This is a genomic window from Amaricoccus macauensis (assembly GCF_049800915.1).
Classification (GTDB): Bacteria; Pseudomonadota; Alphaproteobacteria; order Rhodobacterales; family Rhodobacteraceae; genus Amaricoccus; species Amaricoccus macauensis_A.
In genome coordinates this window covers 151,062-172,538 of sequence record NZ_JBNAFY010000005.1, presented here as the reverse complement: position 1 = coordinate 172,538, position 21,477 = coordinate 151,062, and the positions used below count along the sequence as shown (strand labels likewise).

Here is a 21,477-nt window from a genome sequence, read left to right as displayed (position 1 = left end):
ACTCTCTTCCATATTCTTGCTTCCCTGTCGGACTGGCCGAACTTTATGTGCGTGACGTTAGTCGGGAGAAAATGTCCGGTCAAGCGGATGCAGGCGGTATCACGCGCAGAGCGGCACAATGTGATCCGGCAAAAAAAGAGCCGGCTCGGTGCCGGCTCAAGTCTAAAGGGAGGAAGTCGCGTGCGAGGGCAACCGAAGTGGCCTTTGCACATGAATGTTATAGCGCGAAATGGTTAACGACTCCTTGTTAACCATTAAGGTGATCAAAATTATTCCATCGCGCTCGCATTGAGCAATTCTTCGGCTTTGAGCAAAATGATTTCGTTGTCATCGCGTTGGCCGAGCGCGCGGCCCGAGGAGAACGGGAAATTGTTGTCGTTGCCGACGATGATGTGCCGTTCATCGACCATGTCCACATTCTCGATCGTCACGAAGGGGAAGGTGAAACGGCCGTCATCGCGCTTGCCCTGTCGCGCGATTCCCTCCGGGTCCTGGATATCGAGCAGGTCGATGTAAGCAACCTTGTGGACGGGGTCGCCGTCTTCCACGCCCGCCATGTCGATCAGGTAGACGCGCTTGAAGAGGGCAGGCTCCTCGAAGCAGCCTTCCGTTTCGCCCGCCCCGCAGGCCAGTTCCGCGTCGCCCTGGCCGCCATCGCGTTCGATCACGAGGCCGCGGGTCTCGTCGATCATGTTGAAATCGCCGATGGCGTGGGTCTCGCCCTCGAGCGGGTAGAGCCAGGAGCGGCCGGTCCAGTCACGGGAGGCGGCGTCCATTTCCAGGATGCGCAGGGCCACGCGGCCATCCTCGACGCGCTCCCAGTCTTCGAGGTCGGCGCGCCAGATCGGGCCTTCGAGCAGCGGGTAGAGCGTTGCCTGGTCCGGGGAGGCGGCGAAGCCCTCATAACCACGGGAGCGTTTCGCGTTGTAGACGGGCATGTCGGCATCGCCCGGATTGGGCAGGGCGAGCGTGTAGTGATCTGGCGAGAGGATCTTGTCCTCACCGAGATAGGTCTCGTGGAATTCCGTGATGCGGCCGGTTTCGACGTCCGCCACGATGACATAGGGGCCGAACTCGTCGCCGATGATGATCTCGTTCCCGATCACCTGGAACCCCTCGAGGTCCAGATCGGCCCCGGTCAGGTAGCGGGTTTCGCTGCCTTCCATGGCGATGACGAAGGGCACGATCTTGTCGGGATCGGAGAGGAATACGGTCTTCTCGCGAGCGATCTCACCGGTGGCGAAATCGGGGCGGATGACATGGAAGAAGAGCATGGCGTCGGGGGAGTTCGCCATCGAGCCGAAGCCGTTGTCGGTCAGCGCATAGTAGCTGCCGTCTCCGATGGCCGAGATGCCCGAGAAGCCCTGCACCGGCTGGCCGTTGAAGGGCAGGCTTGCGCCATCCGTTGGCTCTGCGGAAATGCGTGCCGGATTTCCGCGTTCGGTGAACTTGCCCGATGTCCGCAGGGCTTCGGGCGCATCCTGCGGCGCCGGGATCAGCGTCTCGGCGGGCAGGATCGCATGGCCCGCCAGCGTTGCGGGGACTTGTGTGCTTTCGGCATGAAGTGCGGTGGCGGACAGTAGGGCGGCAAATGCGGCGCAGGTGCGGGCGATCATGGTGCGGGCCTCAAGGGCTGGTGTTTTCAGGGCCTTCCTTCTGCACCGCGATCTTGTCAGTATGATGACGAGGGTGCCGCGCTCGCCCGGCTTCAGCCGAGTTTGCGCACCCGCAGCTTCGTGAGCCTGTTGTTCTGGCGCTCCAGCACCTCGAAGCGGAACCCGTGGAAGCTGAAGACCTGACCCGCGTTCGGGATGGCCTGCGCCTCGTGGATGACGAGGCCCGCGACGGTGTTGGCCTCCTCGTCGGGCAGGTGCCATTCGCAGGCCCGGTTGAGGTCGCGGATGGTCATGACACCCTCGACCTCCACCGAGCCGTCCTTGAAGGGGACGATGCCGGACGGGGGCTCGGTGTCGTGTTCATCGGCAATCTCGCCCACGATCTCCTCGAGGATGTCTTCCAGGGTGATGAGGCCCTTCAGCGCGCCGTATTCGTCCACGACAAGCGCGAAGTGGGAGCGCCTGCGGAGAAACTCGCGCATCTGCTCGTCGAGCGCGGTGGTTTCGGGGACGAAATAGGGCTCCATCGACACGTCCATGATGTCGAAATTGGCAAGCGCCTCGGCGGGCTCTTCGCTTTCATGCACGATGCGATGCAGGGCGCGGAACATGTCCTTCGCGTGGAGCACCCCGACGATGTTCTCGCTGTTCTCGCTATAGAGCGGGATGCGGGTGTGGGGGGATTTCAGCGCCTTCTCGATGATCTCGGGGGCCGGGTTTCCGATATCGAGCATCTCGATGTCCCGGCGGTGGAGCATGATCTCGGAGACGGTGCGCTGGCCGAGATCGAGCGCGCCCAGAAGCCGGTCACGATCGGCCTTTTCCACCGCGCCTTCGGAATGGTGCAGGGCGATCGCGCCGGCGATCTCCTCCTGCGCGGCGAGGAAATTGGCTTCCGGGTCGGTCTTGACCCCGAAGGCGCTCAGGATGAGGCGAACCAGCGCGCGCACCGAGTTCACGATCGGGGAGAGGACGACGACGATCGCCCGGATCAGGTGCGAGACCCGCCGCGCCATGAGCTCGGAATTGGTGATGGCATAGGTCTTGGGCAGAACTTCGGAGAAGATCAGCACGAGGAGGGTCATCACGAGGGTCGCGACCGCCACCGCGCTGTCTCCGAGCAGCGTGGTGAAGAGCATGGTCGCCAGCGACGTCGCCAGGATGTTGACGAGATTGTTGCCGAGCAGGATCGCGCCGATCAGGCGTTCCTTGTCGTCGGTCAGGCGGAGCGCCTTGGCTGCGCCCTTGTCGCCCTTCTCCGCCATGGCGTGAAGCTTGCCGCGGCTCGCGGTGGTCAGCGCGGTTTCCGAACCCGAGAAGATGCCGGAAAAGACCAGAAGAAGCAGGATGGCTCCTCCCGTCCCCCAGATGGCCAGAAGGTTGGTCGCTTCGCTTGCGGTCTCCATGACGGATCGTTCCCCGGTTGATCTCTTGTCTTGTGCAGGCAGTCAGGTCGGTTCGTCTTCGGTGGTTTCCCCGGTGTGTTCTGCCAGGGGATGTTTCTCGAAGACGATCTGCTTGAGTCTTGCATCGAGCACATGAGTGTAAATCTCGGTCGTTGCAATGCTCGCGTGACCCAGAAGGGTCTGAATCACGCGGAGATCCGCGCCATTGGCCAGAAGATGGGTGGCAAAGGCGTGGCGCAGCGTGTGTGGCGAGACCTTGGCCGGATCGAGCCCTGCCAGGGCGGCGAGTTCCTTGACCAGGAGGAAGAAGCGCTCGCGGGTCATGTGGCCGCGTTTGCCGCGTGCGGGAAAGAGAAACCGGGAGGGGGCGCGGCCGCGTTCGGCGGCCTGGTCTTCCATCGTGTCGCGTTGGGCGATCCAGGCCTGCAGGGCCCGGCGCGCGGGGTCCGAGAGCGGCACCATGCGTTCCCGCCCGCCCTTGCCGCGCACCAGGATCATGCGGGGGTCGCCGCGCACTGCGCTGATGGGAAGCGAAACCAGTTCGCTCACGCGCAGGCCGGTGGCGTAGAGGAGTTGCATCAGGCAGGCGTTGCGAAGCCTTTCGGGCAGGGGCGTTCCCTCCCCGTTGGCCGCAACTTCGAGCATCCGGTCGACATCGGCCTCGCTGAGGCTGTCCGGCAGGCTGCGCCTGCGCTTCGGCCCCCTGATGAGGGCTGCGGGATCATCGGTCCGCCAGCCCTCCAGGAAGGCGAAGCGATAGAATTGCCTGATCGCGGAAAGCCTGCGGGCGCGGGTCGTCTCGGCCATGCCGCGTTCGGCCTGATCGGCCAGGTAGGCCTCGATTTCGGGTCGGCCCGCCGTGGCGAACCCCTGGCCCCTGGCGGTCAGGAAGGTCTCGAAATCCCGCAGGTCCCGGCCATAGGAGGCAAGGGTATTGGCGGCAGCGTCGCGTTCGGCCTGGATCGCCTCGAGAAAGAGAGCCATCCAGTTGCGCGCGGGGGCGGTGGCGGCCTCAGTCATTGACCGATCCTGCGTCGCCGAGCAGGGTTTCGATGGCAATGTGTCGCGCGGCGGTCTCCTGGCCCGCGGCGCGCAGGGTGCTGAGGGCAAGGGTGAGCGACTGGGGAGAGGTCTGGATGCCATCGGCGAGCAGGTCGATGGAGCGCAGGATCGCCTCGCCCTGCCGGCCCTCGTCGAGCGCGTCCCCGAAACCGGTCGCCGCGATATCCGCGGGGCTTTCGGGGTCGAAGGCTTCAAGGATTGCGGTGGCCATCGGATCGCCCTTGGGATCGGGCAGGGCATTTCCCTCTTCGGGTGCTGCAAGCGATGCGGCGAGCTCGGCCTTCGGGCCAAGCTGATCGGGACGGAAGGGCGTTGCGGCTTCGGTCTCGCCCGCGAGCAGGAGAAGCTCGAAGATGCGGGAACGGGCCGTGCCGGTCAGAGTATCGCGCGAAATCTCCATGAAAGCGGGCGCGTATTCCCGCGCCAGTGCAACCCGAAACCCCACGTCTGCCAGCCGGTTGTCGGCATCGGCGAGCGATGCGGCAAGTCCCTCACCGGTCGGGTCTTCGAGGGCCTTGTCGAGATCCTGAATGGCCGCGGCCCTGTCCCAGACCCCACCGGAGGCGGCCGGTTCTCCGGCCCGGTAGGCCGCAAAGAGCGGGGGCGACGCGATTGCGCCGGCACGCAGGAGCCGTTCGGCCGCAGCGATCCGCATGCGCATCGGTGTGTGCTCGCCGAGGTCGTAGTGCAGGAAGGCCAGCGGGAGTTGACCCGGTGGCCGCGGGAGGCCGACCGCTTCGCGCATAAGAAAATCCAGCGGTGTGAGCGGATCAGGAACCGGGGGCGGTGGTTCGGACTCGAAGATCTCGGGATCGAGGAAACGCGCGAGCATCTCCTCCTGCTCGGGCGAGATCGATCCGATCTGTCGGCCAAGCGTGAGGGTGATCTCGGCGGCGTTCCAGTCGCCGCCGCGCGCAAGGCAGAAGACCCGCGCGGGCAGCGTCGGAGACAGGGAGGGGTTGCGGCGCAGCGCCTCGCAGGCGGGCTCGGCATTGTCGGTGAGAAGGCCGATGTCGAACCACCGCCTGAAGAGTTCGGCTTCCGTGGGGGTCGCGAAGAGAATGAGCGCATCGGCCTGTTCGAGAGCCCCCTCGCGCAGCAGCCTGTCGATACGGGCTGTCAGGAGCGATGCCCTGTCGTCATCCCCCATGGGCGGTTCGGCCTCTGCGAGCAGCAGCCGCAGAAAAAGCGCGCGTGTTTCCGGGACACCGCCCGAGCGTGTCGTTTCGATCAGGTCGCGCGCGGTCTCGAGATCCGTTGGCCCCCAGAGGCTGCGGGCGAAGCCGGTGGTTTCGCTGGGCAGGATGCCGATGGCATCCGGTTCGGTTCCGTCGAGCGGTGTGACCGTGATGGTTTCGGTCTGCAGCGGACCCAGCGTCTCGCCGGGCGAATCGGGTTCGACCGGCGGCGCCGTGATGCTTTCGGACAGCCACGGAATCGCGCTGCGTGGCCCCTCCGCGAAAATGGGTGTGGCCACAGCACAAAGCGGGAGCAGGAGGCCGCCCAGCAGGAGCGGCCTCCTCGCGGGAAATGGGGTCACATCGCCTCTACGGGAAGGGAGATTTCCGCCATGGGTGGGGGAAGGTCCGAGAATACTGCCATCCCGAGAAGCCCGAGGGCTCCCGCGATCACAAGTAGAATCACGGCGCGAAACACGTAGCGCATATCGATCTGCTCTGCCTTCGCGGCTTGTTTGCCGCATTTTCGACTGTTCAATCACTGCAAGATGGCCGTAAACGCCTTAACGAGAAGTGTAGTGGCCTTGGGCCCGGACAGCAATTGCGATGATAGAGAGACCACGGCCAGTGGCGGATGGGGAGAACGGAAACTATCGCCTGCTTCGGACGATTGTCCTGGTCGGGCTCATGGGGGCCGGTAAGACCAGTGTGGGCAAGCGGGTTGCGGCGCGCCTCGGCGTGCCCTTCATCGATTCCGATTCGGAAATCGAGATTGCCGCAGGAATGACGATTCCGGAGATTTTCGCCAGCTACGGCGAGCCCGATTTTCGCGATGGGGAGCGGAAGGTGATCGCGCGCCTGCTGACGCGGCCGCCCTGCATCCTCGCGACCGGGGGAGGCGCCTTCATCGAGGCGCAGACGCGGGCCGAGATCAAGGAACACGCCACCAGTGTCTGGCTCCGCGCAGAGGTCGAGACCCTCTGGCAGCGCGTGCGCGGAAAGCCGGGGCGCCCCCTTCTCGACGCGCCGAACCCGCGTGCCAAGCTCGAGGCGCTCAACGATCTGCGCGCGCCCTTCTACGCACTCGCGGACGTGACCGTCGACAGCACGCGCGATGCCAGCCACGAGAAGATGACGGACCGAATCATCGAGGCGGTCTTGCGCCATGATGCCGGACACGCCGGGCAGGCACCCACATTGGAGGTTCTCGAGAAATGACGCCCCAGACCGTTCATGTCCCGCTTGACGGGCGGAGCTACGATATCCGCATCGGTCCGGGGCTTCTCGCGCGGGCCGGCGCGGAGATCGCACCGCTTCTGGCCGCGAAGCGCGTGGCCGTCCTGACGGATGAGCGGGTTGCGGATCTGCACTACCCGGCGCTCAGAGAGGGGCTGGCGGCCGAGGGAATCGCGTCCGACATGCTGGCCCTGCCGCCGGGCGAGGGCACCAAGTGCTGGTCGCAGCTTGAACGGGCGGTCGAGTGGCTGCTGGAGCGCAAGGTGAACCGTGATGATGTCGTGGTCGCGCTGGGTGGCGGCGTCATCGGCGATCTGGCGGGCTTTGCCGCCGCGATCCTGCGCCGTGGGGTGCGGTTCGTGCAGGTGCCGACGACGCTTCTGGCCCAGGTGGACAGCTCCGTGGGGGGAAAGACCGGCATCAACTCGAAACTGGGCAAGAACCTGATCGGTGCCTTCCATCAGCCGGGACTGGTGCTTGCCGATACGGATGTTCTCGATACGCTCGCACCGCGCGACTATCTCGCCGGATATGCGGAGGTCGCGAAATACGGGCTGCTGGGGGACGGCACCTTCTTCGAATGGCTCGAGAAGAACGGCGCCAACGCAGCCGCGGGCGATGTGGAGGCACGGATCACCGCGATTCGCCGGTCCTGCGAGATGAAGGCCGAGATCGTGGTGCGGGACGAAACGGAGAAGGGGGACCGCGCGCTTCTCAACCTGGGCCATACCTTCGGACATGCTCTCGAGGCCGCAACCGGATATTCGGACCGCCTGCTTCACGGGGAGGGGGTGTCCATCGGGTGCATGCTGGCCTTCCGGGCCAGTGCTGCTCTGGGCCTCTGTTCGCAGGAGGCACCGAGCCGGGTCGCGCAGCATTTCGCGGATATGGGAATGAAGCGCGGGCTCGGCGATATTCCGGGCAATCTGCCCGATGCAGACGGGCTTCTGGAGCTGATGACGCAGGACAAGAAGGTCAAGGACGGACGAATCGTCTTCGTCCTGGCCCGCGATATCGGGGAGACCTTCGTCTGTCGCGATGCGGATATCTCCGTCATACGGGGCGTTCTGGATCAGGCGCTTGCCGAACGCTGAGGCAGGGGTACCTCACACCTGCAAAAAATCCAGCGGATGCGGTCAATTGTATGGCGACATGGACGCAACCAGAGGGTATGAACGCAGGAATATATTAACCTTTGCAGACGGGATCGTTACCTCTTGATAACCGAATCCAGGATATACTCGGGCGGGAACTTCACGCTTTTGGAAAGCGGGCGCAGAATGATGTCCAACATCCTTGGTAACGCTACTTCGTTCTGCTCGGTGGTTGCGCTGACGGCTGCGCTTTCCGCTGTCCAGATGACGGCTGCCGCGGCGCAGGATGCCGTGGAGGACGAATCGCTTTCGGTTCTCGACGAACCGGAACTGCCGGAGAATTTCGAGACCCTCCGGACGGCCGATGTGGAGCCGTTCTTCCTCGACCAGGTTGCCCCCGGATTTCTTGCCGCCGACGGCGTGCTCGACAGCCCGACACCCGATGTCGTGATGACGATCCGCGGTGGCGTGCAGGTCAGCCCTGCCTACTTCGGGTCGGATGATCTGGAAACCGGGCCGAACGGATCGCTGCGCTTCGATTATGTCAAGTTTCCCGGTGGCTTCGAATTCGGTTCGGGCCAAACGGTCGGTTTCCGTCGCGGTCTCGGCCTGCAGGGCTCGGTGCGGAGCATCTCGAAGCGCGACTCGAGCGAGTACAGCGAAATCGACGGCCTCGACGATGTGGACTGGTCCTTCGAGGCCGGGTTGGGCCTCGGTTACGAGCAGCGCACCTACCGGCTTTTCGCCAACGCGCGTTACGGTTTCATCGGGCACAATTCCTGGGCCGGAGAGCTTGGTGCCGACGGTATCGCCTATCCCGTCGAAGGGCTGACGCTGACCTTCGGTCCGCGCGTATCCCTCGGGGACGACCGGTTCACGGACACGTATTTCGGGGTTTCGGAGTCCGAGTCCGCAGCCTCCGGGCTCGAGGCCTACGATCCGGACGGCGGTGTGGTCGGTGTGGGTGTCGTGTTCGGCGCACGGTATCTCTGGAACGAGCGCTGGGGCATCGAAGGCGCGGCCCGATATGACCGTCTGACCAATGACGCGGCGGACTCGCCCATCACGGAGACCGGATCTCCGGATCAATACACCTTCACCATCGGCATCACACGTCGGATCAGCCTCGACTTCTAAGGTGCTGACCTCGAACGATAAAAGGCTTTCGGGCGGCTGCGAGTGCAGTCGCCCTTCTCGCTATTCGCCGTAGAGCTTGAGCGCTTTTTGACGTGCAAGGCCGCTGTCTTGGTCCGACACGCCCAGCAGGTTCGCCACGAGCCGCAGCAGGCCGTGTTCGTCCGCGTTTATCCCATCCGCAGCCGCTACGCGCCACAGGGCCTCCACGACGCTGTTGCGATGTTCGTAGGGCACGGCATCCTTGATCACGCGGGTAAAGCGGACCGTGTCGGGGGCATCGGCCTCGGCGCGTTCTCCATCGGTGCGAAGAGCGGTCGCCTCCGATGCCGAAAGGCCATAGGTCTCGGAGAGCACACGATCGATCCGTTGGCGCTCTTCGCTCGAGTAGACCCCATCGGTTCGCGCAACGCGCACCATGAGCGCCGCAAGAGCCAGTCGCGCCTGGTCCTGCGGCAGGGGTTCGGGTTCGGTCTCGCCCACAAGGCGTTTGATAAGATCCGCTATCATGCAATCTATATATAGGCTTTGTCGGATCAGACCAATCGCGATTGCTCGACCGCCGCGCGCACGAAATCGGCAAAGAGCGGATGCGGCTCGAAGGGCTTGGATTTCAGCTCGGGGTGGAACTGGACGCCGATATACCAGGGGTGATCCGGGATCTCGACGATTTCGGGCAGGCGCCCATCCGGTGAGAGGCCGGAGAACTTGAGCCCGCATTCCTCGAGCTTGGTCCGATAGGCGATGTCCACCTCGTAGCGATGGCGATGGCGCTCGGAAATGTCGAGTGTGTCATAGATCTCGGCGGCCTGGCTGCCCTCGGTCAGGACGGCGTCATAGGCGCCGAGGCGCATCGTTCCGCCCTTGTCGTCGGTGACCGCGCGCTTGACCGTGCGGTTGCCCTCGACCCATTCCTTGAGGTGGTAGATCACGTGGACATAGCGGCTGTCGCCGGCCTCGTGGTCGAACTCCTCCGATCCGGCGTCTTCCAGACCGAGCATGTTGCGGGAGGCCTCGATCACCGCCATCTGCATCCCGAGGCAGATGCCCAGATAGGGCACCTTGCGTTCGCGGGCGAATTTCGCCGCGCGGATCTTGCCTTCCGTGCCGCGCTCCCCGAATCCGCCGGGGACGAGGATCGCGTTGTAGCCCTCGAGAATCGGGGCGATATCCTCGTCCTTCTCGAAGAGCTCCGCATCGATCCACTCGGCCCGCACCTTCACGCGGTTTGCGATGCCGCCATGGGTCAGCGCCTCGGCGATGGATTTGTAGGCGTCCTCGAGTTGGGTGTATTTGCCGACGATCGCAACCTTCACGTCGCCTTCCGCATGGTGGATGCGATCCACCACGTCATACCACTTGGAGAGCTGGGGGCGGGGGGCCGGCGCGATGCCGAACGCGTCCAGCACCGCCTGATCGAGCCCTTCCGCATGATAGGCAAGCGGCGCCTCGTAGATCGACTTGAGGTCCTGCGCCGCGATCACGCTTTCGGGGCGCACGTTGCAGAACAGGGCGAGCTTGGCGCGTTCCTTGTCGGGGATCGGCATGTCCGAGCGGCAGACAAGCACATCCGGGGCGATCCCGATCGAGCGCAATTCCTTGACCGAATGCTGCGTCGGCTTGGTCTTCAACTCGCCTGACGCCGCGATATACGGCAGGAGGGTGAGGTGCATGAAGATGCACTGGCCGCGGGGCTGTTCCTGACCGAACTGGCGGATCGCCTCGAAGAAGGGCAGGCCTTCGATATCGCCCACGGTCCCGCCGATCTCGCAGAGCATGAAGTCGACCTCATCGGCACCGATCTTCAGGAAATCCTTGATCTCGTTGGTGACGTGCGGAATGACCTGGATCGTCTTGCCGAGGTAGTCACCGCGGCGTTCCTTGTCGAGAACGTTGGAATAGATCCGCCCCGAGGACACGGAATCGGTCGCGCGGGCCGCGACGCCGGTGAAGCGCTCGTAGTGGCCTAGATCGAGATCGGTCTCCGCGCCATCATCGGTGACGAAGACCTCGCCATGCTCGAAGGGGGACATGGTGCCCGGATCGACGTTGAGATAGGGATCGAGCTTTCGCAGCCGCACCGAATACCCGCGCGCCTGCAAGAGAGCGCCCAGGGCTGCCGAGGCAAGACCCTTCCCGAGGGAGGATACGACACCTCCCGTAATGAAAACATACCTTGCCATCGGAGATTTTCCCGCTTTCGGCTTGTCCGCTCTATCGCTGAGGCGAATTCCTCACGGGACTCAATCTATAAGTCAGCTTGACGAGTCCGGCAAGGGGTTAAACCCCAATATAGTGTATCGAGTTCGTTTTTCACAACCAAGGGTTGCAGTCGAGCTTTGCCCGCGCCTATTCGGCGGCGGGCGGTGCGGCGGGGCTGTCAGCCGCCGGCGGGGCCGACGGCGAGTCGTCGGTCGGGATCGGCGGCAGGAGATCCTCTCCCAACTGGGGCAGGGTGGACGCCCCCGGAGCGAGTTCTTCCGACGCGCCTTCGATACCGTCGATCACCGAGTCCTGCGCTGCATCGCGCGCCGCGAACACGGTGAGCGTGATCGAGGTGACGACAAAGGCCGCGCCAAGGAACCACGTGAGCTTCGAGAGAGCGGTCGCTGCGCCCCGGCCGGACATGACGCCGCCGCCGCCACCGCCGCCAATGCCAAGACCACCGCCTTCCGAGCGCTGCAGCAGCACGACGATAATGAGCGCAAGCGCGAGCAGCAGATGAATGGTAAGAACGACAGCGGCCATGGGTATCTTCACGAATTGTCTCGGGACAGCGCGTCTCTAGCGGCTCGGTTCGGGAATGTCGATTCACAACGCGAATTTTCGCGACGACTTTCGGAAACGCGTGCGGATGTGCGGGAATTCGCCCTGCAATGGCAAGACCTTGTGCCGAAGGGTCCCAATGCATAGTCTCATGTCGCGTTTGTGAACAGGATCGCCGATGTTCTTGAGAACCCTGTCGGGCCGGTTTCTTGGCCTCACGATCCTTTTCGTGATGATCGCTGAGGTACTGATATTTGTGCCTTCGGTCGCGCGGTTCCGGCTCGACTACCTGCAGAATCGCCTCGATCTGGCGCAGCTTGCGGCACTTGCGGCTTTGTCGCGCGAAGAAACGGAGCTTCCCGCAGAAATGCGGCGCGAACTCCTCGATACGGCGGACGTGATGATCGTCGTGCTGATGCGCAACGGTGTCCGTGAGCTTGCGCTGGCCGACGAGATGCCAGGGCGACCAGCGGCGACCTATGATATCCGCGATCCCTCGGCCTGGGATCTCGTGAAGGGTGCGGGGCGCGTGTTCCTCACGCCGGGGGACCGGGTGATCCGTGTCATCGGGCAAACACGCAAGGGCACGGAGGGCGTTGTCGATGTGGTCCTGCAAGAAGCCCCGCTGCGGGCGGCCCTCATGGATTACGGATTGCGGATCTTCTATCTGTCGCTTGTCATTTCGGCGGCGACGGCTGCGCTTCTCTTCATTGCGGTGCAGTTCCTCATCGTCGGGCCGATCAACCGCGTGATCGCGCATATGGTGGCCTATCGGGACGATCCGGAGGACACGACGAGAATCATTGCCCCCAAGAGCGGCACGCAGGAGCTTCTCGACGCCGAGAACGCCCTGCACGATCTCGAGGTTCGCCTGACGAGCGCATTGCGTCAGAAGGAGCGTCTGGCGGCCCTGGGGCGTGCCGTTGCCAAGATCAGCCACGATCTGCGCAACATGCTCACCACAGCCCAATTGCTCGCGGACAGCCTCGAGACGATCGAGAACCCGAAGGTGCGGCGGATCGCACCCAAGCTCGTGAAATCGCTTTCCCGCGCGGTTTCACTGTGCGACCGGACGCTGACATTCGGCAAGGCGGAAGAACCCGCGCCCGAACTCGAACAGATCTCCCTGCACGATCTGGTCTGCGAGGTGGTCGAGAACGAACGCCAGACGACGAACACCAGGCTCGTGGAGATCCGATCCGAGGTCTCGCCCGATGTGATGGTGCGCGCGGATGCCGAGCAGCTCTTCCGGGTGCTCTCGAACCTCATCCGCAATTCGGCCCAGGCGATTGCCGCGAGCGGGCAGGCCGGGTCGGTTCGGGTGGAAGCCTCTCAGCAAGACGGGCGGACGTTCATCCGGGTGGCCGACACCGGGCCGGGGCTGCCTCCGAAGGCGCGCGACAACCTCTTCAAGCCGTTCCAGGGCGGTGCGCGGCAGGGTGGCAACGGGCTGGGGCTTGTCATCGCCGACGAGATCATCCGCGGGCATGGGGGAACGCTCGCGCTGGAGGTCTCCGATGAGAACGGGACCGTCTTCGCGATCTCTCTTCCCGCCGAATAGCGAGATGTGATCGGGGAAAGGCATGGAGACTCCCCGGATCGTTTTGACAGCGCGATCCTATCGACTATCTCTCATCAGGCACGACCGGCAATTCGAGGCCGGCGTTGGCATATGCCGCGATCGGGAGGGGGCTTTGGCGCAAGACAGAGAATATCTTCGGACGGAACGGGGGCGCGTCTCGTGAAGCCCCCGGTTCTGAATGTGGATGTCAGCACCGACACCTGGACGCAGCTTCTTTCGTTGCGTGACGGCGCACGATCCTGCAACGGCACTGTTCGCGACGATCCGGCCTTTCTGCTCTACGGCCCTGTGGTTGCACGAAACGGCGCGGGGCACCTGCTCTCGCAGGTCGGCCAGTCGCTTGACGGGCGCGTTGCCACCGCATCGGGAGATGCGCGGGATGTGTCCGGTGCGGATGGCATTCGCCACCTCCACCGCTGCCGGGCGCTGGTGGATGCCGTGGTGGTGGGGATCGGGACGGTGATCGCCGATGACCCGTCCCTGACGGTTCGCGAGGTCGATGGCCCCGATCCGCAGCGCGTGGTGATTGACCCCAATGGCCGGCTGCCCGCCTCCGCCAAGATGCTGTCGGACGGTCATCCGCCGCCGATCATCGTTCAAGGGGAGGACGGGCCGGATCGAAACGGTCTCGATACGATCGTGGTGCCGCGCGAGGGGCGCTATCTCTCGGCTGTGGCGATCCGGCAGGAACTGGCGCGTCGGGGGATGCACAACATCCTTCTCGAGGGAGGTGGGACGACGATCGCCATCTTCCTCGGTGCCGCATGCGTGGACCGTCTCCACGTGACGATTTCGCCGCTCATCATCGGCGCCGGGCCTGCAGGGCTTCGACTGCCCGAGGTCGAGCTTCTGTCGGATGCGATGAGACCCGAAACGCATGTATACGACATCGGGTCCGACGTTCTCTTCGACTGCCAGCTTCGCAGAGCCTGACGCGCCCGCCCGTCACTCCGGCGTGGGGCGGGCGAGCAGATCGATATGTCCGACCGTGCAGGTGGCTCCGGTTTCGAGCACCTCGCGGTCATTGGCCCATGTTTCCGCTATGGATTTCGATACCTCTCCGGTTTCGAGCACGGCCCCGACGATGCCGGACACCAGGAGCTTGTGCATCTCGTTCGACGACGGGGCAATTCTCCAGGGGCTCGGCGCGCGGCTCGTGGAGTATCCGGCCTCGCGGAGCCGTCGCTCCATGCAACGCGCCGCATCCGGGCCGAGCGCGGGACCAAGGCCCTTGTCGCGGGTCTGGTGGTGGTTGAAGGCCCGTACCATGTCGGCGTCATAGTCGTCCGGGGGCTGCCACCGCATCGATCCGTCATAGGTCAGCGCCGCGTAGAAGGACGCGCCGGACTCGGCAAGGCGATCGGCGAGACCTGAGATCCACTCCGCGGAGCACAGGTCCAGCAGGGCAGACGCCGTCACGAGGGTCACGCCGTCGAAATCGATCGCATCCAGATCGAAGATGTCGCACTGCTCGATCCTGACCTCCGGGCCGCAGCGCTTTTCGGCCTCGGAGAGAAGGGCGGGGTCATTGTCGGCAAGACGCCAATCGTGTCGCCCCCCATTCGCTTCCGCGAACGCCCGGTAAGTCGAGCCCGTGCCGCAGCCAAGATCCAGGATCGTGCCGCCCTCCGGCGGAAGAAGCTGGATCGCCTGTTTCAAGAGCCCGGAATTGCGCGCCGCCCGATCGAGCGGTTCACGCAAAGAGAGCCATTCGGTGGAAAAACCTGTCATTCCCGATGTCCGATCCTGTTCAATCGCCGCGCCTCAGCGAGGCAACCGGCAACCTGCTGCGCGGCAACCGGCCAGCCAGGAAGATCCTGTCCGGCACGCCACGCGTTTTCCGAGACGTTGGCACGGAGCACCGGATCTTCAAGAAGCTCACGGAGCGCGTCGGCAAAGGCCCGCGGATCGTCGGGCGGAACGAGGCGGCCGGCATTGGCGGGGACGACCTCCTGAACCGCCCCGGTTCGGCAGCCGACAATCGGCAAACCGTGCGCGAGGGCCTCGGCAAAAGCCATGCCGTAGCCTTCGTAGCGGCTGGCCAATGCGAAGATCGCCGCCTTCATCATTTCGCTCTCGGCGTTCTCGACCATCCCGGCGAATGTGAGACGGTTTGCGATACCGCGATCGCGCGCACGCTGGCGGAGGGCAGAGGCAAGCGGAGGGTCGGCCGACTCATTGCCGACAATGCGTGCGTCCCAGTCGAGGTCGGTCAGTTGGGCGAGGGCATCGATGAGCGTGTCGTGGCCCTTGCGCTCGATCAGACTCCCCACGCTCAGGATGAGGGGTGGAGACGAGGGCGTCGCGCGTTTCCGGGGCGAACAGCCGGGAAGAACCACGGTGATGCGTTCGGGCGGGACCGAGAACCGGGTCGCGACCTCGCGGGCCGTCTCCGGCGAGGTCACGATGATCCGCCGCGCATGGGGGAGCGCGGCATGTTCGGCCCGTTCCAGCCGGGCGGCGTCGCTGACGGAAAGGCCGTTCTCGAGGCAGAGCGGGTGGTGAACGAGCGCGGTAAGGTTCAGCCTGCAGGCTTCCGCCGCGACGACACCCGGCATGGCGCTGAACGCAAGACCGTCGATCAGCACATCGCTGCCGTCTGGCAGGGCTCGCAGGCTGTCATGCACGATCTCGAGCGTGTCGAGGCCGGGTTGCGGGAAATCACCGGGCCAGTGCAGAATCTCGACCGGGTGACCGAGCGCGCGCAAGCCGCCGATGATTTCGCGGTCGTAGCCGTAACCGCCGGTCCGGGTTTCAAGATCGCCCGGAACGCCGAACCAGAGTCTGTCCGCCTGCATGTCTGCGCCCTCTGATCAGATGTCGGCTTCGTACCAGCCGCGCGCCACGTGGGATTCGTGCAAGGTGATGCGCAACTTCCGCACGGGCTCCCCGCCGAGCCCCAGCCCCCCGGCGCGGATCTTCTCGGCGATGCGGCGAAATATCTCCCGGGCGAGGAATTCGGTGGTCGTGACCTTGCCCTTGAACTCCGGCATCTCGTCGAGATTGGCGTAGTTGAAGGGCGCCAGGACGTCCTTGAGGATGCTGGTGGCGAGGCCGATGTCGATGGCGAGCCCGTTCTCGTCGATGTCCTCGGTGAAGAAGGCCGCATCGACCACGAAGGTCGCGCCGTGCATTCCCTGCGCGGGGCCGAACACGTCCCTCGGAAGGGAATGCGCGATCATGATGTGTTCGCGTACTTCGACTGCAAACATGGGAGTCCTCTCAATCGTATCGGATACGGTGGCAAAGGGTTGTGGGGTCCGCGAGAATGCCGGCATAGGCCCCCGGCAGGTCGCCGAAGGCGGTCTCTCCCGAAATCAGGGCATCGAAACGATCCGGCATGAGCAGTTCGAGCGCCTTTCGAAGCCGACGGGCGAAGGACCAGCGGGCGCGCCGATCCGCCGGGATGTGGCCGACCTGCGAGCTGACAAGCGAAAGCCGCTTGCTGTGGAATGCCCCTCCGAGCGGCACTTCGGTCGTGCCGGCACCGTGCCAGCTTGCCTCGACGATGCGCGCCTCGAGCCCTGCACATGCGATGGCCGTGGCGAGACCGGACGCAGTCGCGGATGTATGGATCACGACATCACATTCGGTTTCCGCGGCACTCGGGTCGGAGAGCGACATCCCCAGTTTCCCGGCGGTCTCGGCACGTGCGGGCTCCGTGTCGATCAGGGAGACACTGGTTCCGGGCATCGAGGCAGCTAGGCTGGCGCTCAGAAGGCCGACGACACCCGCTCCGATGACTGAAACGCGGTCTCCGGGGCCGATCCGCGCATCCCAGACGATGTTGAGTGCGGTTTCCATGTTGGCCCCTAGGACGGCCCTTTCCGCGGGAAGCCCCTCCGGGAGGGGGGTAACCGCGGAGGCCGGAACCCTGAAGCGGTCGTGGTGGGGGTGGAGGCAGAAGACGTTGCGCCCGCGCAGATCGTCGGGTCCGTCCTCCACGCGACCCACACCCATGTAGCCGTAGCTGACTGGGAAGGGGAAATCCCCGTGCATGAAGGGCGCGCGCATCCGGTCGTGCTCGCTGGACGGCACCCGGCCTTCGTGCACCAGTCTCTCCGTCCCGCGGCTGATCCCCGAGAAGAGCATTCGAACCAGCACCTCGCCGTCCTGCGCCGGCTGAAGGGGCGTCTTTCTCAGGCAGACCTTGCCCGGAGCCTCGATCCAGAAGGCGGTCGCGGTTTCGGCTGCAGTCTGCGGCAAGGCGTTCATCCTGATGGGCACGTTTCGGGTCGCGTCGTTTGAGAACATGATTTCGGGCAAGCGTCCAGCGCGGCGCGGTTCGCGGGTGCTCGTCGGGGGCAGGTAGCGCGGGAAAGCAATTAGCCAATAGTTCGCCCGGCTGTTGCGAAAATCACTGCCGCGCGGCAATCATCCGGGAATAACTGGCATCTGGAAATGGGCTCCCCAAGCTGGCATCCTGTCAGAGGGGTGATCTGTCAGTTCGTTGGTCGCTTGGCCATGGGCTTCGTGGTGCAAATGCGAGCTTTTGTCGAACATGCAATGAAGATTGCGACGGGGTGATGGAATGGATGCTTTTCTTGGCCGGTTCAAAGAGGTCGTTGCTCGTCTGCCCGAAAAGATCGCGGTTTCGGATGACAAGCGGTCACTGACCTACGCGGAAATCGATGCCGACAGTGATCGCATTGCCCGTATACTCGAGGAGGATGCCGGGGGCGAGAACCGCATCTATGCCTATCTCGGCCGGATGACCTGCGAGTGCGTGTCGCTCAACGTGGCGGCGGGCAAGTCCGGCACGGCTGTCGTGGCGCTGGATCCGGGCCATCCCGTGGCCGCGATGAAGGAGGTCATTGCGCATTCGGGGGCCGTGCGGATCGTGACGACGCCCGAGTTCGGCGATCTGGCGCGGGAGGTGATGGAGGTCGAGCCGATCATGCTGCCGCTCGACCGACCGGTTCGAAGCGAGATCGACGTCTATCCGATTGTCGCGCGTGATCCGGAGCTTCTGCACTTCATCTCCTATACCTCGGGTTCCACGGGAAAGCCCAAGGGCGTGAAGGTTTCGCGTCACATCTGCGACTATCGCTGGAAGCAGAAGATCGTCTTCTACGGCACGAACGAGACCGACGTGGTCGCCATGTTCACGCCGTTCTGGTGGTACAAGCACGTCTGGCCGCTTTCGGTCGGCGCCGAATGCGCCTGTTTCGACTTTGCCGGCAAGGGGCTTTCCGCGGTCGAGAACTGGCTGCGCGAGAAGAAGGTCACGGTGCTTCTGACCTATACGGCGATGTATCGCCAGCTTGCGGACGGGGCGGCATCGGCTTTCCCCGATCTCCGCCAGATCATCATTGGTGGTGAGGCGACGCGGGTCGAGGACGTTCGCAATTTCGATCGCATCACGGTGCCGGGCGCGGAGCTGATGTCGCGTCTCGCCTGCCAGGAACTGGCGATCCTGACGCTGTTCGTGCACAAGCACGGCGATCCCATCGACTACGAGAAAGTGCCGCTCGGACGCAACCTGCATCCGAAGGAGACACGCCTGCTTGACCCCGATGGCCACGAGGTTCCCAGGGGAACGCCCGGCGAGCTGGTCACCAAGGGTGAGTTCGTCCCGCCCGGATACCACAACGATCCGGAACGCACGGCGGAGGCCTTTACCCTGCACCCGGATGGGGAATGGTCGTTCACCATGGGCGATCTCGCGGTGGAGGACGAGAACGGGATCCTGCACGCGCTGGGCCGCAAGGACCAGCAGGTGAAGATCCGCGGCTACAACGTGCGCCCGACCGAGGTCGAGGAAAAGCTCGTCACGCATCCCGATGTTCACGAGGCAGGGGTGACCGCCTTCGAGGGGGCAAAGGGCATTCGCAGGCTGGCTGCGTTCTATACGGTCGCGGAAGGGGCCGCGCCGAGTTCGGCGGACCTGCGCGGCTTCATGAACGACCTCGTTCCGGGCTACATGGTGCCGAGCCTGTTCATCAGGCTCGAGGCCATGCCGAAGACATCCAACGGCAAGCTCGACCGCAAGTCGCTGCCCGCACCCCTGGAGGTCGCCGGTTCCGGCGCGGATGCTGCGGCGACCGAACCCGCGACCGAAACCGAGCGCGTGCTGATGGATATCTGGCGCGATGTGCTGGGCCACGAGAATTTCGGGGTCGAGGATGACTTTTTCGACATGGGGGGCGATTCCCTGCAGGCCATGCGGATGCTGCTGGAGGCGGAGAAACCCCTCGGCTTCCAGCTTCCCTACGACACGCTCTTTCTCGAGGGGGCGGATATCCGTTCCATCGCGGCCCGGTTCGACCGTGTGGCCAGGGGCGAGCAGGATGACGGGCTTCGCGTCGTCCGCCCGGGCGGGAAGGAAACCGTCTATCTCGGCTACATGCGGGGCGGGGATGTCTCCTCCTATCTCTCGACGATCTCCGAGATCTCCGATGACTACACCTTCATCGGAACGGCCCCGAAGGGCGGGCTGGAATCCACGCGCACCCGAAGCTTGGAGACCCGAATGGAGGTTCTCTCGGCCCATTGCGCGGACAAGATCGCCGAACATGCCGCGCCGGGTGAGGGCATCCGGCTCATGGGATACAGCTTCGGTGCAATTCTCGCCTTCGATACGGCGCGGGAACTGACCGAGCGCGGCCATACGGTTTCGCATCTCATCCTGCTCGATGCGCCCTACCTCTGGGGCAAGCGATACACCAACCTGCGGGCCATCAAACGGTATTTCGTCGGTGCCGAGGCCATGCGGGTAAACCTCGGCCCGAAGCGGGTGCTCATGACCGGGCTCGCGGCGCTGGGCGTCGGTTCGGGCCCGTCCGATATCCGCGATGCGAGCTATATCGCGGCGTCGAAATACCGGCCCAAACCCCTTCCGCTGCCGAATGTCCTCGTGGTGCGCGCCAGCAACAATCCGACGGGCAAACACTGGGCCAACTGCTGGCGGAAGCTCGTGGGCGACCACATGGACGAGGTGGAGATGCAGGGCTCGCACCACAACATCATCCAGGCACCGCGAAGCTCGGTGCTCGCCGGCATCCTGCAGGGCTGGCTCGATGACGGAACGGCCGTCAATCCGCAGGCCGCCACGCCGACAGCCGCGGAGTAGGGGCCGCGGCCAGCTTCAGAGCCGCGCCAGGTCGAAATCGACCTCCGCGAGCATGCCCCGTGTCGGCGCCGGTGTCTGAGCGAAGAGCCGGCGCGCCTTCATGTGACGTTTGGGATCGTTGACGGTTTCGACGGCGGTCAGGATGTCGTCGTCGAAGCGCAGGATCGCGTCACCCTCCGCCGCCATGCTCGTGTCCGACGGCGCGGCCAGCCCGGCGATCTGAAGTTTCCAGTCAGCCTGATCCGACCAGAACCACGGCACCGCGGCATAGGGCTCGGCGCTTCCATGCACGATACGCCTGGCAATGGTGCGCGCATGATCGGTCGCGGCCTGCACGCTCTCGAGACGGATCATGCGCCCCGTGCGCGGGTCCGGGAAGGCGGCACAGTCGCCCAGCGCCGATATTGCGGGATCTGCGGTCCTCAGGGTTGCATCGGTCACGATCCCGTTCGCGACGCTCAGGCCGGCGGCTGCGGCAAGCTCGGTGTTTGGCCGGATTCCCGCCGCCAGCAGGACAAGATTGGCCGGGTGTTCACTGCCATCGGCGAGATGAATGGCGGCCTCCGAGACAGACGTCACCGCCTGGTTCAGAATGATCCGGCAGCCCAGCGACATGTGCTTTTCCAGGAAGCGCTCCGACATCTGGGGCGACACCGCACGCGCCATCAGGCGGGGGGCGGCTTCCGCGAGCACGACGTCATGACCGAGCCCGCGCGCCACGGCGGCGAATTCCAACCCGATGAAACCACCACCGATGACGGCGCAGCGCATGGGCCGGTCGAGAGCTGCACGGAGCCGCTCCGCATCCGCCAGGGTGCGCAGGTCGATGGCCCTGTCGAGCCCCTCGATCGGGGGGCGCAGGTTCCGCGATCCGGTGGCGAGGATGAGGTGGTCGTAGGTGAATGTCGCGTCCCCGGCCATCACCCGGCGGTTCTCGCGGTCGATCTGCTCGACCTCGGTGTCGGGAAAATAGCTGATGGCGTTCTTGACGAAGAAACTCTCGGGCCGGAGGCGCAGACCATCGGCAATGCCGGTCTTGAGGTAGGCCTTTGAAAGCGGCGGGCGCTGATAGGGCAACCCCGGTTCGGCTCCGATCAGCGTGATCGTGCCGTCGAAGCCCTCCTGACGCAGGCTTGCCGCTGCTTGCAGGCCACCCTGACCCGCACCGACGATCACCGCACTTTCGGACATCCGCTTTCTTCCCCTCAAATTCGCCCGGCCAACCGGCCTTGGAAAAACCGCGGCATGGCGTCTTGGCCCGGTCGTGATCTATCCCCGAATGCAAGGCTGCCGCAATCTCGGATGATGCGCTCTCGGTGCGGCAGACAGGC

General features: G+C 64.5%; 18 protein-coding genes. 6 read left to right on the top strand and 12 right to left on the bottom strand.

Features of this window, described 5'->3' with window-relative positions; translation table 11 throughout:
* Positions 1-269 precede the first annotated feature (269 nt).
* The 4 genes from ACP15W_RS14170 to ACP15W_RS14155 all read right to left on the bottom strand — a co-directional run bounded on the left by ACP15W_RS14170 (position 270) and on the right by ACP15W_RS14155 (position 5,624).
* A complete protein-coding gene (locus ACP15W_RS14170) occupies positions 270-1,616 on the bottom strand; it encodes an esterase-like activity of phytase family protein (RefSeq protein ID WP_424933561.1) in 1,347 nt (448 codons plus the stop codon).
* A 92-nt stretch (positions 1,617-1,708) separates the two neighbouring features.
* Positions 1,709-3,022 (bottom strand): HlyC/CorC family transporter, encoded by a 1,314-nt coding sequence (locus ACP15W_RS14165; protein WP_424933560.1) that lies wholly within the window; start codon positions 3,020-3,022, stop codon positions 1,709-1,711.
* A gap of 42 nt (positions 3,023-3,064) precedes the next feature.
* Positions 3,065-4,042 (bottom strand): site-specific tyrosine recombinase XerD, encoded by a 978-nt coding sequence (locus ACP15W_RS14160; protein ID WP_424933559.1) that lies wholly within the window; start codon positions 4,040-4,042, stop codon positions 3,065-3,067.
* Complete coding sequence (locus tag ACP15W_RS14155) at positions 4,035-5,624, bottom strand: hypothetical protein (protein WP_424933558.1); 1,590 nt, start codon at positions 5,622-5,624, stop codon at positions 4,035-4,037. Before ACP15W_RS14155 ends, ACP15W_RS14160 begins: the two co-directional genes overlap by 8 nt.
* A 244-nt stretch (positions 5,625-5,868) precedes the next feature.
* Here ACP15W_RS14155 and ACP15W_RS14150 point away from each other — a divergent pair, with 244 nt between their 5' ends.
* The 3 genes from ACP15W_RS14150 to ACP15W_RS14140 all read left to right on the top strand — a co-directional run bounded on the left by ACP15W_RS14150 (position 5,869) and on the right by ACP15W_RS14140 (position 8,729).
* Positions 5,869-6,480: a shikimate kinase gene (locus ACP15W_RS14150; RefSeq protein ID WP_424933557.1), complete on the top strand. Its 612-nt coding sequence runs from the start codon at positions 5,869-5,871 to the stop codon at positions 6,478-6,480.
* Positions 6,477-7,592, top strand: coding sequence for a 3-dehydroquinate synthase (gene aroB, locus ACP15W_RS14145; RefSeq protein WP_424933556.1), 1,116 nt, complete (start codon positions 6,477-6,479; stop codon positions 7,590-7,592). Before ACP15W_RS14150 ends, aroB begins: the two co-directional genes overlap by 4 nt.
* Before the next feature lie 186 nt (positions 7,593-7,778).
* Complete coding sequence (locus ACP15W_RS14140) at positions 7,779-8,729, top strand: MipA/OmpV family protein (protein WP_424933555.1); 951 nt, start codon at positions 7,779-7,781, stop codon at positions 8,727-8,729.
* 60 nt (positions 8,730-8,789) lie between these two features.
* Here ACP15W_RS14140 and ACP15W_RS14135 read toward each other — a convergent pair whose 3' ends face one another.
* From ACP15W_RS14135 to secG, 3 genes are all read right to left on the bottom strand, one after another.
* On the bottom strand, positions 8,790-9,236 hold the full coding sequence (locus ACP15W_RS14135) for a TerB family tellurite resistance protein (RefSeq protein WP_424933554.1): 447 nt from the start codon (positions 9,234-9,236) through the stop codon (positions 8,790-8,792).
* Between the two features lie 26 nt (positions 9,237-9,262).
* Positions 9,263-10,909: a CTP synthase gene (locus ACP15W_RS14130; RefSeq protein WP_424933553.1), complete on the bottom strand. Its 1,647-nt coding sequence runs from the start codon at positions 10,907-10,909 to the stop codon at positions 9,263-9,265.
* A 166-nt stretch (positions 10,910-11,075) separates the two neighbouring features.
* On the bottom strand, positions 11,076-11,474 hold the full coding sequence (gene secG, locus ACP15W_RS14125; RefSeq protein WP_424933552.1) for a preprotein translocase subunit SecG: 399 nt from the start codon (positions 11,472-11,474) through the stop codon (positions 11,076-11,078).
* A gap of 196 nt (positions 11,475-11,670) precedes the next feature.
* Between secG and ACP15W_RS14120 the strand changes: the two genes are divergently transcribed.
* Complete coding sequence (locus tag ACP15W_RS14120; protein WP_424933551.1) at positions 11,671-13,053, top strand: sensor histidine kinase; 1,383 nt, start codon at positions 11,671-11,673, stop codon at positions 13,051-13,053.
* Between the two features lie 180 nt (positions 13,054-13,233).
* Complete coding sequence (locus ACP15W_RS14115; protein ID WP_424933550.1) at positions 13,234-14,007, top strand: RibD family protein; 774 nt, start codon at positions 13,234-13,236, stop codon at positions 14,005-14,007.
* A gap of 12 nt (positions 14,008-14,019) precedes the next feature.
* Here ACP15W_RS14115 and ACP15W_RS14110 read toward each other — a convergent pair whose 3' ends face one another.
* The 4 genes from ACP15W_RS14110 to ACP15W_RS14095 are packed head-to-tail and all read right to left on the bottom strand — an operon-like array spanning position 14,020 to position 17,280.
* Entirely contained in the window at positions 14,020-14,805 is a 786-nt protein-coding gene (locus ACP15W_RS14110; protein ID WP_424933549.1) for a class I SAM-dependent methyltransferase, read from the bottom strand.
* Positions 14,802-15,872 (bottom strand): glycosyltransferase family 4 protein, encoded by a 1,071-nt coding sequence (locus ACP15W_RS14105; RefSeq protein WP_424933548.1) that lies wholly within the window; start codon positions 15,870-15,872, stop codon positions 14,802-14,804. Before ACP15W_RS14105 ends, ACP15W_RS14110 begins: the two co-directional genes overlap by 4 nt.
* A gap of 15 nt (positions 15,873-15,887) precedes the next feature.
* Positions 15,888-16,286, bottom strand: coding sequence for a 6-pyruvoyl trahydropterin synthase family protein (locus ACP15W_RS14100; RefSeq protein WP_424933547.1), 399 nt, complete (start codon positions 16,284-16,286; stop codon positions 15,888-15,890).
* A 10-nt stretch (positions 16,287-16,296) separates the two neighbouring features.
* Complete coding sequence (locus ACP15W_RS14095; protein WP_424933546.1) at positions 16,297-17,280, bottom strand: zinc-dependent alcohol dehydrogenase; 984 nt, start codon at positions 17,278-17,280, stop codon at positions 16,297-16,299.
* 325 nt (positions 17,281-17,605) lie between these two features.
* Here ACP15W_RS14095 and ACP15W_RS14090 point away from each other — a divergent pair, with 325 nt between their 5' ends.
* On the top strand, positions 17,606-20,146 hold the full coding sequence (locus ACP15W_RS14090; protein ID WP_424933545.1) for an AMP-binding protein: 2,541 nt from the start codon (positions 17,606-17,608) through the stop codon (positions 20,144-20,146).
* Between the two features lie 15 nt (positions 20,147-20,161).
* On the opposite strand, the gene ACP15W_RS14085 is transcribed toward ACP15W_RS14090, so the two are convergent.
* Positions 20,162-21,337 (bottom strand): NAD(P)/FAD-dependent oxidoreductase, encoded by a 1,176-nt coding sequence (locus tag ACP15W_RS14085; RefSeq protein ID WP_424933544.1) that lies wholly within the window; start codon positions 21,335-21,337, stop codon positions 20,162-20,164.
* Positions 21,338-21,477: the final 140 nt, after the last annotated feature.

Excerpts from the sequence above, each read along its gene's own strand:
- ACP15W_RS14170 (WP_424933561.1), bottom strand. The coding sequence starts at position 1,616 with ATGATCGCCCGCACCTGCGCCGCATTTGCCGCCCTACTGTCCGCCACC.
- ACP15W_RS14165 (WP_424933560.1), bottom strand. The coding sequence starts at position 3,022 with ATGGAGACCGCAAGCGAAGCGACCAACCTTCTGGCCATCTGGGGGACG.
- ACP15W_RS14160 (WP_424933559.1), bottom strand. The coding sequence starts at position 4,042 with ATGACTGAGGCCGCCACCGCCCCCGCGCGCAACTGGATGGCTCTCTTT.
- ACP15W_RS14150 (WP_424933557.1), top strand. The coding sequence starts at position 5,869 with ATGATAGAGAGACCACGGCCAGTGGCGGATGGGGAGAACGGAAACTAT.
- aroB (WP_424933556.1), top strand. The coding sequence starts at position 6,477 with ATGACGCCCCAGACCGTTCATGTCCCGCTTGACGGGCGGAGCTACGAT.
- ACP15W_RS14140 (WP_424933555.1), top strand. The coding sequence starts at position 7,779 with ATGATGTCCAACATCCTTGGTAACGCTACTTCGTTCTGCTCGGTGGTT.
- ACP15W_RS14135 (WP_424933554.1), bottom strand. The coding sequence starts at position 9,236 with ATGATAGCGGATCTTATCAAACGCCTTGTGGGCGAGACCGAACCCGAA.
- ACP15W_RS14130 (WP_424933553.1), bottom strand. The coding sequence starts at position 10,909 with ATGGCAAGGTATGTTTTCATTACGGGAGGTGTCGTATCCTCCCTCGGG.
- secG (WP_424933552.1), bottom strand. The coding sequence starts at position 11,474 with ATGGCCGCTGTCGTTCTTACCATTCATCTGCTGCTCGCGCTTGCGCTC.
- ACP15W_RS14120 (WP_424933551.1), top strand. The coding sequence starts at position 11,671 with ATGTTCTTGAGAACCCTGTCGGGCCGGTTTCTTGGCCTCACGATCCTT.
- ACP15W_RS14110 (WP_424933549.1), bottom strand. The coding sequence starts at position 14,805 with ATGACAGGTTTTTCCACCGAATGGCTCTCTTTGCGTGAACCGCTCGAT.
- ACP15W_RS14105 (WP_424933548.1), bottom strand. The coding sequence starts at position 15,872 with ATGCAGGCGGACAGACTCTGGTTCGGCGTTCCGGGCGATCTTGAAACC.
- ACP15W_RS14100 (WP_424933547.1), bottom strand. The coding sequence starts at position 16,286 with ATGTTTGCAGTCGAAGTACGCGAACACATCATGATCGCGCATTCCCTT.
- ACP15W_RS14090 (WP_424933545.1), top strand. The coding sequence starts at position 17,606 with ATGGATGCTTTTCTTGGCCGGTTCAAAGAGGTCGTTGCTCGTCTGCCC.
- ACP15W_RS14085 (WP_424933544.1), bottom strand. The coding sequence starts at position 21,337 with ATGTCCGAAAGTGCGGTGATCGTCGGTGCGGGTCAGGGTGGCCTGCAA.